The following is an 11,854-nucleotide window of genomic DNA, read 5'->3' as shown; positions in this document are numbered from 1 at the left end:
AACCTTGCGTTATTTTACTCGCAAGGTTTTTATTTTATTTAATCTTCAAAAATAATATGCCATTCATCACGTTTCGCTAAAAACTCTTTCGCTAATGCTTGGGCCCCTTCTAAACTATGGCTAGCAGCCCAGCCACATTGCACTTCATTGCAGGCAGGCACTGCGGTTGCCTTTGTCACATCTGTAAATGTGTTCTCTAAAATAGCTAATAAATCCTCATAATCATTATGATTGATCAAGGACACATAGAAGCCTGTTTGACAACCCATTGGACTGAAATCAACAATATGATCAGAGTAATTACGGATAATGTCAGCAGATAAATGCTCCAAAGAATGCAATGCAGGCATTTCCATATGCTCCTTATTTGGCTGTTTAAAGCGAATATCGTATTTATATACCTCATCGCCATTTTTGCCCGTTTTCACACCTGCTAAACGAACATAAGGTGCCTTTACTTTTGTATGATCTAGATCAAAACTTTCTACATTTGTTTTTTCTTTTTGCAATATACACAACTCCCTTCCATATAGTAACTCCATTATACATAGTTTCCCGATAGAGTTGTATGATTTTTAAGAATTATTTAAATACTATTAAAAATAAAAAAACAACTAGTTAAGCTTGAACTAGTTGCTCGGAACATTCCAAATTACTTCTGGAATTTATTCATTTGCGCCATCATTTGACGTACTTGCTTTTCAGACGGCGTACGACCCATTTGCGCCATCATCATACGAATCATTTGCTCATTAATAGGTGGGTTTTCTTTCAAATATTTCATCATAGCTTGACGAGCGAAATAGAAACCAAGTGCTGCGCCCGCTGCTAATGCGATAATTACGATAATAATCCAGCCCCATGTAGGCATACAACCAACCTCCTCCACTACAATATACCGAGAAAAACTCTCCACGCTCCATTATACACCAAATAATAGCGTGTTACTATATATTGTAGTGAATTTTCCTAGTGCATTGTATACTTCATCGGCTTTAACCACCCACACTCATTATCCTGTTTATTAAAAGCAATAAAACGTTCACTCATTTTAGCAAGCATTTGAAATAAATCTAAATCTAGCATTCGCGAACCTTCACAGTAAACACAAATTTTACGATCTACTAAATAAATAGCCATTTTACCTTTGATCGGATGTTCTAAAAACAAAGCATTACGAGCTCTTTCTAGGTGTGCATATTTGGAATCAAGTTGATGCTCTAACATGGCTGCAATCTCCTCAAAACGAACGGATTCACATATATATGCAAGCTCTTTTAAGGATTTCTCATTGGCATCTTCACAACCTTGCATCATCTCTAACAACTTACGCTCTCTGCCAAAAATAAACGTTAAATGCTCTTCTTTTATCTTATATATAGAATAGGTTCTCACCAGAAATCCTCCTTCGCTCAGTTTCTTTTTCATAAGTATAGCTCATTCAATCTTGTTTATTTGTCAAACGAAGGAGGGATCTCTCTTCTATTTTTGTCGAAAAAATTCTAGTTTCGGGTCTATAAATGACTTTATGACAAATGGTATTTCCAACCAAAAATAATTAATATTTTTCCAAAAACAAGAAAAAGTCTTATTAAACACGGCTAAAAAGCTTCTATTTTGGCTGCTTAGATGAATCTCAGCCTCAAGACCTAGTTCAAAATCAATTTCGAGTCCGTTTTAGACAATCTTGTAAATAGGTAACATAAAGGTACAAACGAAAGGAGCTAAAACAAATGAAAAAATTTCTTTTATTAACTGGAGGCGTCATTGCAGCATGTGTTGCACTAGCGTTAATTGGACCACTGGCGGGGTTATTATTCTCTGGATTATTTGTAGCACTGGGCATGCACTTCTACATTGCTAGTAAGTCATCTTTCGGTAAAATTTTCTGGTTTACAGTTGGTCTAATCGGTGTCCTATCAGCAGTGTCTAACATTCCAGCAATGGTAGGTCTTGCTGCCATCGCCATTATCTATGTTATCTATAAAAAATGGAATGGTGAAGATGTAAAAATCCCTACAATTGAAGGAAAAAAAGAAGAAGATCCGTTTACAAACTTTGAAAAAGAATGGTCAAATTTAACAAAATAAAAGGAGCGATTTTAAATGAACTTATTTCAACGTTTTAGATATACAATAGAGGCAGACTTACACCAATTATTTGATAAGAAGGAACAAAAAAATCCGATTGCGATGTTAAATCAATACATTCGTGAAGCAGAAAAACAAACAGAACAAACAGGCAAATTATTAGAGCGACAAGGGCAATTAAAAGAAAAGCTAGAGCAAGAATATAAAGAAAACGCAGATTTACTAGCGAAACGTGAATCTCAATTAGCATTAGCAAAATCTAGCGGAGAGCAGGACTTAATTGATTTCGCTACGGATGAAGTAACAGCTTATTCAGCTCGTAACCTTACATTACAAGCTAGCATTGAAGCAAGTACTCGTGAATACTTCGAGCTCGAGCGTAAATTTGAAACAATGAAGCATAAAATTAAAGATATGAAAGTGCGTCAATTACAGCTGATGGGGAAAGAAAATGTAACTCGTGCCCATCATCAAATGGATGGAATGATTGCCAAAAATAATAAAACAAACTTTGAAGATTTAGAAGCATATATCGATAAATTAGCTTATCAAATCGATAAAGACCATGAGCTTACAACTTTTGAGGCAAGACTGGCAGAATTAGAAAAAAAAGCAGTAGAAGAAAGCTCACCACTGCTAATTGAAAATAAATAACATGGTATAATATAAACAGATAAGGGATGCCTCTATTTAGGAAGCATCCCATTTCTTTGAAGAAAAACAGTGTAGTTTATAGGAGCTTTTCTCTTCCAAATCCTTAATATGTGATTTTACTTGCGATTAATACTGGAAAAGGAATTAACTAAGATGAAAATTAAAAAGTGGGTCCATCATATGATTAAAATCTGCCTTTTTGTTTTAATTTTTCTCCTCGTACTTTCAATCTGTTTATTGTGTTATCGTTCCATTGTTCAACAGCAGATAAAGCAACAAAGTACGGCCATTATTGAAAATGGTGGTATTAGTGAACTAAAAGAAATAACTGTCAATGGAGATAAACAATTTATACTAGTAGAGGGGCAAGATAAAGAAAGACCATTTTGTTTATTCCTTCATGGTGGCCCTGGCTCCCCATTTCCATATGGGGTAAGTGCTAGAACGCTGTTTCCTGAGATTACAGAGAACTGCGTAGCTGTATTTTATGATCAACGGGGGTCTGGTAAAAGTTATAATAAAAACTTATCATTAAACACAATGAACTTAGCTCAATTCACAGAAGATGCAAATAGTATTGTGGATTTTATAAGAGTACATTACAAACAGGAAAAGATCTTTATCATTGGGCAATCTTTTGGAACAGTAATCGGAACACAATTAATAGCTAAATATCCCGAAAAGTTTCACGCTTATTTAGGCATTTCTCAATTAACAAATCCAACAAAGGGACAGGAACTTGGTTATGAGTGGCTAAAGAACGAAGCCCAAGCAATTGACGATGAGAAAACTCTTAGAATTTTGGAGAGTTTTGATAAAAAACCCTATCTTGAAGAAGATGAAGACCAGTTTAGTAAACTTATCAATCAATATAAAGGAATGAATTATTCTGATGATACCATAGAAAAGGTGAACCTTTTTAATTTAATCAAAGGGGCTTTCACTTCACCTGACTATTCTTTACAAAATATTTATCATGCATTTATTTCTGGTCCCCAATTTAGTCTTATCGAAAGCAAGGAATTAAAAAAAGAAATTATCCTTACTAATTTTTTCGAAACTGTTAAAACTATAGAAATCCCTGTTTATCTTATTCATGGAATATATGATAAACAGGCAAATTATGAATTATCTAAACAATATTACGAGATTTTAGATGCACCAAATGGCAAGGAGTTTATCACATTACAACACTCTGCTCACTATCCAAACAAACTTGATGTCACACTAATAAATGACACATTGAAAAAAATGCTTGAAAGGTATTAAAGCATGTAGAGAAGTTCAGCTTCTCACATCAATTTCTAGAAGGAAGGGTGACCCTCATGCAAAATTTCACAACAAATAAGCTCACATTTTGGGTTCTTTGCTTCTTTTTACTCGTCTTTGTGGAGCTAACTATATTTAATAATGGTGGCGCCTTCTGTTTATTGATTGGGGCTGTACTTCTTTATTTGAGTTTTTCCAAAAAAGTTCGATTTTTTAAATGGACAGGAATTTTCTTTATTGCCATTGCTTTGTTCACGATGTGGAGCTTACGTTTATTTATCGTCATCATGCTCTTATATATGCTCTATCAATACTTGCAAAGAGAAAACGAGCCAAAAGTAGTTGGCGCAGAGCTTTTTGAAAAACTCCCTGCGATTAAAAATGACCTAATTGGTACAATGCCAGCGCCTATAGAAGCTTATAAATGGCAAGATGTACAAATTCAGCGCCTCGCTGGAGATATTACCATCGATACAACGCAAACGATTTTACCAGCTGGCACTAGTCTTATTACAATTCGACAAGGTATTGGTAAAGTTCAAATTTATATTCCTTATGAAATTCCATTCCGTTTACAGTATACGACGTTATTTGGTGAGCTCTCCTGCTTACACGTAGGGCCGCAACGTATAGTAAATGAAAGTATTACTTTCTCAGACGGCAACCCCCAGGATGCTAAACGTGTACTGATTATTCATGTCGCAACCTGGCTTGGAGATTTGGAGGTGCTACGAAAATGATAGCCTTTATCTCAAGATTATTTACATTATTTTTCATTTTAATGAGTGCTGTTTTCGGTCTTCTTGTTGCACTATGGGGCAATCCTGATGAAAAAACATGGGAGCCCTTATGGCAGCAGAATTACGATAATATCCCTCTAGGTGGCATCATCCTAGTTAGCCTGTTTATACTTAGCTTCCTGTTTGCCAGCTGGATCAGTATGACTGCAAGGGCACGAGAAGCGCAGGCAACACGAATAGTGAAACAACTGATCGAGCCTGATTTTGTTTTTCCTAAAAAACAAGCTCTTCCGAAATCGTTAAAAAAGGCACTTGTCCAAACGAGTGAATTAATTGATACGCAACGTAAAAGTTTACAGCGTTTGTCCAATGAACGGGCTGAGGCCAATGATAAAATTATTCAGGAGCGTATTATTGCTGAACGCCAACGACTAGCTAGAGAACTCCATGATTCTGTGTCACAGCAACTATTTGCTGCCTCTATGTTACTATCTGCATTAACTGAAAATGACGAACATGCTACTAGCTTAAAACAGGTTGAGAAAATCGTTCAGCAGGCCCAGCTAGAAATGCGTGCATTACTGCTACACTTACGGCCTGTAGCTTTACACAATAAAACATTGGCACAAGGCTTAGAGGAATTGATTATTGAACTTCAGCAAAAAGTTTATTTCCATATAGAATATGAATTAGAAGAAATGGCCTTAACTAAAGCAGAGGAAGATCATTTATTTCGTATTGCACAAGAGGCACTCTCCAATACGCTGCGTCATGCCAAAGCAAGTGAGGTGGAATTACTTCTTGTGGCACGAGACGACTTAGCTATTTTACGAATTCAAGATAATGGTTTAGGCTTTGATGTGGAGGAAGATAAATCCACATCATACGGTTTACAAAACATAGCTGAACGAGCAGTTGAAATTGGCTGCACCTATAAAATTGTATCAGTGCCTGGTGAAGGAACAATTGTAGAGGTTAAAATTCCTTTACAAAAAGAGGAGGTCAATGTCGATGATACAAGTGCTCATAGTGGATGATCATGAAATGGTACGGATTGGTGTGTCAGCCTATCTTTCAGCACAGCCAGATATTACGGTTGTAGGTGAGGCTGAGAACGGTAAAGAAGCTGTGGAACGTGCCCTAGCGCTAAGGCCTGATATTATTTTAATGGATAATGTGATGCCTGTTATGACAGGAGCAGAGGCAACAGTGGAAATATTAGCAGCATGGCCTGAGGCAAAAATCATGATGGTGACTAGCTTTTTAGATGATGATAAAGTATATCCTGCCTTAGAGGCTGGCGCGGTAAGCTATATTTTAAAAACATCTAATGCCAAACAAATTGCAGATGCTATTCGAAAAACGATGGGTGGCGAAACGGTATTAGAGCCAGAGGTCACTTCCAAAATGATGCACCGCATGCGCCACGGCAATAGTACGCCACTATACGAACAATTGACTGAACGTGAAATGGAAGTATTATTGCTAATGGCCCAGGGTAAAGCCAATCAGGAAATCGCTGATGAGCTATATATTGCCTTGAAAACAGTAAAAACACATGTTAGTAATATTTTAGCAAAGCTAGAAGTTCAAGATCGTACTCAAGCCGTCGTCTACGCCTTCCAAAATGGGCTTGCTAAATAATCCTACATAAAAAAACTGCATGCTGACATGCAGTTTTTCGTGTTTTTAGAGGTATTTTAGGAGATCATTTACATGGTCCACAATATATGTAGGCTCTTCATTTTTTAATTCTTCTAGCGACCCAAAACCATATGTCACACCGATGGCATCGATTTGATTTTCACGAGCGCCAATCAAATCATATTTTCGATCCCCAATCATAATAAATTGCTCTTTTGGATAGGAATCAAACTGTTGAAGCACCTCTGCAATAATCTCACCTTTGGCAGAACGGGAACCATCTAAGTGACTTCCTACGACAAGATCGAAATAGGACTCTAGCTGAAAATACTTTATGATTTGTTCCGCAAAGACAGTTGGTTTTGAGGTGGCAATAGTTAGTATATATCCTTGTTGCTTTAAATGAGCTAACAAAGCTGGAATATCTTCATAGAGTTTATTTTCAAACATTCCCCTTTCCGTAAATCGTTCTCGGTAATCACCAATTGCTTGCGTTATTTGTGCATCATTGAATCCATAGATTTCTTGAAAAGATACTTGTAATGGTGGTCCGATGAATGGTTCCAGTTCATCCAAATCATTCACCATGACGTCCGCTTTCTGTAAAGCATACTGCACTGATTTAGTGATTCCTATTTTAGGATCAGATAATGTTCCATCTAAGTCAAATAACACAACTTTATAGTTCTTCATTTACTCACCCTTTTTATGAAGTTTTTACATATTGTGTTTGCCGCTAAAAAAAGTACCACAACACTCATGCGATGTTTATTTCGCTGAGTGTTGTGGTATTTATTATAAATTATAATGCTTTCACTTTTGCTACTACGTTTTCAACAGTGAAGCCGTATTTTTCCATTACTAATTCACCTGGAGCAGATGCACCGAACTTATCAATTGCTAGAACATCGCCTTCAAAGCCAGTATATTTATGCCAGCCGAAAGATGCCCCCATTTCAATTGCAAGACGTTTTGTAACAGCTTTTGGTAGAACAGATTCTTTGTAAGCGGCGTCTTGTTTTTCGAAGCGATCCATAGATGGCATAGAAACAACTGCTACATCTATACCGTCTGCTTTTAATGCTTTTTGTGCTTCGACAGCAAGCGAAACCTCAGAGCCTGTTGCAATTAAAATAGCATCTGCCACTTCTTTTGTAGCTGGAGACACTGTGTAAGCACCCTTTGCTACGCCCTCACGTACTGTTTCAATAGAAGCGTCAAGAACAGGTAAGTTTTGACGAGATAATACAAGAACAGTTGGTGTTTTTTCTGCTGCTACTGCAAGCTCCCACGCAACTGCTGATTCATTTGCATCCGCAGGGCGAATAACAGATAGGTTTGGCATTGCACGTAATGATGCAAGGTGTTCGATTGGTTCATGTGTTGGACCATCTTCCCCTACTGCAATCGAATCATGTGTGAATACATATGTTACAGGAAGACCCATTAATGCAGATAGACGAATTGCAGGACGAACGTAATCAGAGAATACGAAGAATGTACCACCGAATACATTTAAACCACCGTGAAGAGCCATTCCGTTCATAGCAGCACCCATTGCAAATTCACGAACACCGAACCAGATGTTACGTCCAGCATAGTCGTCTGCTGAGAAATCTCCTGCACCCTTCATCGTTGTTTTATTGGAGCCAGCAAGGTCAGCTGAACCACCAAAGAATGAAGGTGTTTTCTTCGCAATAGCATTAATTGCATCGCCTGAAGAAGAACGAGTTGCTACAGATTTACCAGCTTCATATACAGGTAACTCAGAAGCAAAGTCTTCTGGTAATTCACCATTCATCGCTTTCTCGAATTGAGCTGCTAACGCTGGGAATTCTTCTTTGTATGCAGCAAATTTTGCATTCCAAGCTTCCTCTGGTTGTGCGCCTTGCACTTCAGCAGCCGCATTAAATGTATCGTAAACTTCTGCAGGAATTTGGAATGGTTCATGTGCCCACTCATAGGCAGCCTTCGTTAAGACAACTTCATCTGTACCAAGTGGTGCACCGTGAGAATCTGCTTTACCAGATTTATTTGGAGAACCAAAACCAATCACTGTTTTCACTTCAATTAATGTTGGCTTGCCAGTAGATTTTTTGGCTTCTTCAATGGCTGCATTAATAGCATCTACATCTGTACCATCTGCCACTTTTAAATAATTCCAACCATAAGATTCAAAGCGTTGTTGAACGTTTTCTGAAAATGACTTTTCTAAGTCACCATCTAAAGAAATATCATTAGAATCGTAAAGTACGATTAATTTTTCAAGTTTTAAGTGACCAGCTAATGAAATCGCCTCTGCTGCTACACCTTCCATTAAGTCCCCATCGCCACATAACGCAAATGTGTAGTGGTCAACAATGTCATGACCTGGTTTATTGTAAGTAGCGGCTAAATGGCGCTCAGCCATTGCCATACCAACAGTCATAGCGATTCCTTGTCCAAGAGGACCAGTTGTTGCCTCTACCCCTACTGTATGACCATATTCAGGATGTCCTGGTGTTAATGAATCCCATTGGCGGAAGTTTTGAATTTCTTCCATTGGTAAACCATAGCCTCCAAGGTGAAGTAAGCTGTATAAAAGCATTGAACCATGACCTGCTGATAGTACAAAACGATCACGGTTAAACCATTTTGGATTTGCTGGATTATGGCGTAATTGTTTTGTCCAAAGCGTATAAGCCATTGGCGCTGCTCCCATTGGTAAACCTGGGTGACCAGAATTTGCTTTTTCAATAGCATCGATTGACAAAGTTCGGATAGCATTAATTGCTAAAAGATCCGCGTGTTGAGTCATTATATTGTGACATCCTTTCTCGTCCTATATATTGTTCTTTTACAGTTTAGTCAACATTGCTTTAGAAAACAATGCTTTTTGTTATACTATTTGCGTTTTCATACATACTTTATTGAATTGTGTCACATTAATTTAGAAATTTATTTTTTTGTGCTTGTTTTACCTTCTCAGGAGTTACATCATTTCCTTCTGCATCTACCACTTTAACGTTTTCAATCGTATCTCGCATAGTTGCTCTAAACGTATCTAAATACTCCTTGCGAAGCGCTGTTCGCTCCTTTGCTTCTTCCTCTGTTAATTGTCCGCTTTTTGCTTTAGCAGATAATTCATTAATTCGGTTAATTTTTTCCTTTGATAACATGGTTACACACCTTTCAGTACCTAGCTTAATGACCTCAGTATGCAAAGTATAGCATGGTTTCCCTTAAAATGCAGTTATACCAACCCTTAAAAACACTTCTTAGCCATTATTTACATGACTTCCAGAAGTTAGAGGTGTATAACTAATAATAAAAGGAAAAATTTGATAGATATTAGGAGGAGCTATCATGAACATCACAACACCTAGATTACTTATTCGAACATTTGAAGCCTCAGATTGGCAGGCCGTTTATAGCTATATGTCCGACAAAACGGTCATGCACTATATGCCAGAGGGTGTGTTGAATGAAGATCAGGTTCAAAATTTCATAACAGAGAATAGCAACGAGCAAGCAAAACATTTCGCCATTGTTTTACGTGAACAACAGCGAGTCATTGGTCATCTTGTTTTCCACAAATACTTTGGCGATCATACGTATGAAATTGGATGGGTTATGAATCCTGCCTATCACAATCATGGCTATGCTTCTGAAGCTGCTAAGGCCCTATTAGATCACAGCTTTAATAAAATGAAACTTCATCGAATTATTGCCACATGCCAGCCAGAAAATATCGCTTCTTACCGAGTCATGGAAAAAATCGGAATGCGCCAAGAAGGATTTTTCAAAAAATGCATTCCTCATGGAGAGACTTGGTGGGATGAATACTATTACGCTATTTTAGAGGAAGAATGGAACACTCAAAAGGTAAGAGGTGTATGAAATGAAGAAAACTGCGGTGTTATTATACCCACAATTTAGTGAATATGAATTGAGTGTTGCTTTGTCCATATTAATGCAAGGCGGTAAACCCATCATCACACTTGCATCGAATACCAAACCTATCAGAGGAGAATCTGGTTTAAATTGTATAGCTGATTTATCCGTGAATGAGGTAGAGCTTGACGATATTGATAGTCTACTATTACCAGGCTGTATGGATATTTCTACATTACAACTTGAAGAGAGCTTACTAGACTTCATTCATCTTCTATCTGCAAAAGGAGGAATGATTGCAAGTATTTCTAGCTCCCCTTACCTATTAGCAAAAGCAGGGGTCTTAAAGAACAAAAAATATACAGTAGGACTACCTTTAGATGGCATGGAGCAGTTAGGATGCTTTGAACTTCATAACTATTCAGATGAACTAGTGGTACAAGATGGAAATATCATTACAGCAAGAGGAAGAGGTTTTATTCCTTTCGGTATTTGTTTCGGGCATGCGTTAAAGCTAAATTTTGATGAAAATTGGTATTAAGTGATGATTTAAAACCCAAATGTCCAATTAATCGGGCATTTCATGTTGTTGAAAAAGATGATGTCATTAGTAGAATGAGAATTTTTAACAAGGCTGTGGGGTGATTTCCGTTCCGTCTGTGTGCTACAAGAAAGCAAGCAGCCTGCAATGGAAATCCATTTCTCCCCTTCAATTGACTGTTTTGTTTTTCACACCAAAAAATGTCCAATTAGTTGGACATTTTTTAATTCTTATCTTACGATATATGTCTAATACTTTGGACAAAATGGAGGAATAATTCTGAAGAACATCATCAAAATTTTAAGAAAAAAATTAGGCATAACACAAGCTGCTCTTGCAAAAGAGTGTGGAGTTGTGAGACAGACCATTAATAGTATTGAAAATGATAAATATGATCCGACCCTAGAATTAGCTTTTAAGATTGCTAAGGTTCTCAATAGCCGAATTGATGAGGTGTTTATCTATGACTAAATTTCACCCAAATTATATGATTACAATGAAGGACTTCGTGAAAGAACACTCAGCAATTTTAAGAAAACAAACTCAAGAAGTATCGATACCCGTGACCAATGAGGACCGAAATACCCTCCTAGCCATGCTACAATATCTGAAAAATAGCCAAAATCCAACGCTAGCAAAAAAATATAAGCTTCGCCCTGGGAGTGGGCTCTCTGCTAATCAAATTGGCGTAGATAAACGAATGTTTGCTGTACTCTTTGATGACCAAGAAATGATGCTGATTAACCCTAAAATAATGAGTCATTCCCTTAATATGATTTATCTACCGGAGGGAGAAGGCTGTCTATCTGTAAATCGACCTGTCCCTGGTTTTGTACCGAGATATGAGAGAATTAAAGTCAAAGCTTACGACATCGATGGACATGAAATCATTGTACAGTTACAGGGCTATGGGGCCATCGTTGTACAGCATGAAATCGATCATTTAAATGGCATCATGTTTTATGATCGAATAAATAAAGAGCACCCTTTCCAACTGCCTAATCATGTTATCATCGAAAGCTTTTCTTCGCTTCAGTAGTTTT

At 37.3% G+C, this 11,854-nt stretch carries 16 protein-coding genes; 10 read left to right on the top strand and 6 right to left on the bottom strand.

All coding sequences use genetic code 11. The features are described 5' to 3' along the window. Positions 1-38: 38 nt before the first annotated feature. The 3 genes from EW028_RS00300 to sirA form a co-directional block, all read right to left on the bottom strand. Positions 39-542, bottom strand: coding sequence for an S-ribosylhomocysteine lyase (locus EW028_RS00300; protein ID WP_048391314.1), 504 nt, complete (start codon positions 540-542; stop codon positions 39-41). A 110-nt stretch (positions 543-652) separates the two neighbouring features. Continuing rightward, positions 653-871 (bottom strand): YneF family protein, encoded by a 219-nt coding sequence (locus tag EW028_RS00295; protein WP_004232154.1) that lies wholly within the window; start codon positions 869-871, stop codon positions 653-655. A 98-nt stretch (positions 872-969) separates the two neighbouring features. Then, positions 970-1,395, bottom strand: a complete 426-nt coding sequence (gene sirA, locus EW028_RS00290) for a sporulation inhibitor of replication protein SirA (RefSeq protein ID WP_004232148.1) — start codon at positions 1,393-1,395, stop codon at positions 970-972. A 338-nt stretch (positions 1,396-1,733) separates the two neighbouring features. Here sirA and EW028_RS00285 point away from each other — a divergent pair, with 338 nt between their 5' ends. The 6 genes from EW028_RS00285 to EW028_RS00260 all read left to right on the top strand — a co-directional run bounded on the left by EW028_RS00285 (position 1,734) and on the right by EW028_RS00260 (position 6,397). After that, complete coding sequence (locus EW028_RS00285) at positions 1,734-2,090, top strand: lmo0954 family membrane protein (protein WP_048391315.1); 357 nt, start codon at positions 1,734-1,736, stop codon at positions 2,088-2,090. A gap of 15 nt (positions 2,091-2,105) precedes the next feature. Continuing rightward, on the top strand, positions 2,106-2,744 hold the full coding sequence (locus EW028_RS00280) for a PspA/IM30 family protein (protein WP_131519519.1): 639 nt from the start codon (positions 2,106-2,108) through the stop codon (positions 2,742-2,744). A 153-nt stretch (positions 2,745-2,897) separates the two neighbouring features. Then, positions 2,898-4,013 (top strand): alpha/beta fold hydrolase, encoded by a 1,116-nt coding sequence (locus tag EW028_RS00275; protein ID WP_131519518.1) that lies wholly within the window; start codon positions 2,898-2,900, stop codon positions 4,011-4,013. Positions 4,014-4,069: 56 nt separating this feature from the next. Then, positions 4,070-4,753, top strand: coding sequence for a cell wall-active antibiotics response protein LiaF (gene liaF, locus EW028_RS00270; protein WP_131519517.1), 684 nt, complete (start codon positions 4,070-4,072; stop codon positions 4,751-4,753). Then, entirely contained in the window at positions 4,750-5,790 is a 1,041-nt protein-coding gene (locus tag EW028_RS00265) for a sensor histidine kinase (protein WP_131519516.1), read from the top strand. Before liaF ends, EW028_RS00265 begins: the two co-directional genes overlap by 4 nt. Further along, positions 5,765-6,397 (top strand): response regulator transcription factor, encoded by a 633-nt coding sequence (locus tag EW028_RS00260; protein WP_009370700.1) that lies wholly within the window; start codon positions 5,765-5,767, stop codon positions 6,395-6,397. The genes EW028_RS00265 and EW028_RS00260 overlap by 26 nt, the downstream gene beginning before the upstream one ends. A 45-nt stretch (positions 6,398-6,442) precedes the next feature. Here EW028_RS00260 and EW028_RS00255 read toward each other — a convergent pair whose 3' ends face one another. The 3 genes from EW028_RS00255 to EW028_RS00245 all read right to left on the bottom strand — a co-directional run bounded on the left by EW028_RS00255 (position 6,443) and on the right by EW028_RS00245 (position 9,555). Next, positions 6,443-7,090 (bottom strand): HAD family hydrolase, encoded by a 648-nt coding sequence (locus tag EW028_RS00255; protein ID WP_131519515.1) that lies wholly within the window; start codon positions 7,088-7,090, stop codon positions 6,443-6,445. 109 nt (positions 7,091-7,199) lie between these two features. Beyond that, positions 7,200-9,194, bottom strand: coding sequence for a transketolase (gene tkt, locus EW028_RS00250; protein ID WP_131519514.1), 1,995 nt, complete (start codon positions 9,192-9,194; stop codon positions 7,200-7,202). 127 nt (positions 9,195-9,321) lie between these two features. Further along, positions 9,322-9,555, bottom strand: a complete 234-nt coding sequence (locus EW028_RS00245) for a DUF896 domain-containing protein (RefSeq protein WP_004232132.1) — start codon at positions 9,553-9,555, stop codon at positions 9,322-9,324. A gap of 187 nt (positions 9,556-9,742) precedes the next feature. Between EW028_RS00245 and EW028_RS00240 the strand changes: the two genes are divergently transcribed. The 4 genes from EW028_RS00240 to def all read left to right on the top strand — a co-directional run bounded on the left by EW028_RS00240 (position 9,743) and on the right by def (position 11,850). After that, complete coding sequence (locus tag EW028_RS00240; protein WP_131519513.1) at positions 9,743-10,276, top strand: GNAT family N-acetyltransferase; 534 nt, start codon at positions 9,743-9,745, stop codon at positions 10,274-10,276. Position 10,277: 1 nt separating this feature from the next. Next, entirely contained in the window at positions 10,278-10,811 is a 534-nt protein-coding gene (locus EW028_RS00235; RefSeq protein ID WP_131519512.1) for a DJ-1/PfpI family protein, read from the top strand. A 279-nt stretch (positions 10,812-11,090) separates the two neighbouring features. Beyond that, positions 11,091-11,282 carry a helix-turn-helix transcriptional regulator gene (locus EW028_RS00230; protein ID WP_066036592.1) on the top strand — a complete coding sequence of 64 codons (192 nt, stop codon included), beginning with the start codon at positions 11,091-11,093 and terminating at the stop codon, positions 11,280-11,282. Then, entirely contained in the window at positions 11,275-11,850 is a 576-nt protein-coding gene (gene def, locus EW028_RS00225) for a peptide deformylase (protein WP_131519511.1), read from the top strand. Before EW028_RS00230 ends, def begins: the two co-directional genes overlap by 8 nt. Positions 11,851-11,854: the final 4 nt, after the last annotated feature.

The sequence above is a fragment of the Lysinibacillus sp. OL1 genome, assembly GCF_004332175.1.
GTDB classification, from domain to species: Bacteria; Bacillota; Bacilli; order Bacillales_A; family Planococcaceae; genus Lysinibacillus; species Lysinibacillus capsici.
This window is presented reverse-complemented; position numbering and strand designations above follow the sequence as displayed.

What these genes read in the sequence shown, in the direction of transcription:
- EW028_RS00235 (WP_131519512.1), top strand. Translation starts at nt 10,278, where the DNA reads ATGAAGAAAACTGCGGTGTTATTATACCCACAATTTAGTGAATATGAA.
- EW028_RS00245 (WP_004232132.1), bottom strand. Translation starts at nt 9,555, where the DNA reads ATGTTATCAAAGGAAAAAATTAACCGAATTAATGAATTATCTGCTAAA.
- liaF (WP_131519517.1), top strand. Translation starts at nt 4,070, where the DNA reads ATGCAAAATTTCACAACAAATAAGCTCACATTTTGGGTTCTTTGCTTC.
- EW028_RS00260 (WP_009370700.1), top strand. Translation starts at nt 5,765, where the DNA reads ATGATACAAGTGCTCATAGTGGATGATCATGAAATGGTACGGATTGGT.
- tkt (WP_131519514.1), bottom strand. Translation starts at nt 9,194, where the DNA reads ATGACTCAACACGCGGATCTTTTAGCAATTAATGCTATCCGAACTTTG.
- EW028_RS00295 (WP_004232154.1), bottom strand. Translation starts at nt 871, where the DNA reads ATGCCTACATGGGGCTGGATTATTATCGTAATTATCGCATTAGCAGCG.
- EW028_RS00265 (WP_131519516.1), top strand. Translation starts at nt 4,750, where the DNA reads ATGATAGCCTTTATCTCAAGATTATTTACATTATTTTTCATTTTAATG.
- EW028_RS00300 (WP_048391314.1), bottom strand. Translation starts at nt 542, where the DNA reads ATGGAGTTACTATATGGAAGGGAGTTGTGTATATTGCAAAAAGAAAAA.
- EW028_RS00280 (WP_131519519.1), top strand. Translation starts at nt 2,106, where the DNA reads ATGAACTTATTTCAACGTTTTAGATATACAATAGAGGCAGACTTACAC.
- def (WP_131519511.1), top strand. Translation starts at nt 11,275, where the DNA reads ATGACTAAATTTCACCCAAATTATATGATTACAATGAAGGACTTCGTG.
- EW028_RS00240 (WP_131519513.1), top strand. Translation starts at nt 9,743, where the DNA reads ATGAACATCACAACACCTAGATTACTTATTCGAACATTTGAAGCCTCA.
- EW028_RS00275 (WP_131519518.1), top strand. Translation starts at nt 2,898, where the DNA reads ATGAAAATTAAAAAGTGGGTCCATCATATGATTAAAATCTGCCTTTTT.
- EW028_RS00255 (WP_131519515.1), bottom strand. Translation starts at nt 7,090, where the DNA reads ATGAAGAACTATAAAGTTGTGTTATTTGACTTAGATGGAACATTATCT.
- EW028_RS00285 (WP_048391315.1), top strand. Translation starts at nt 1,734, where the DNA reads ATGAAAAAATTTCTTTTATTAACTGGAGGCGTCATTGCAGCATGTGTT.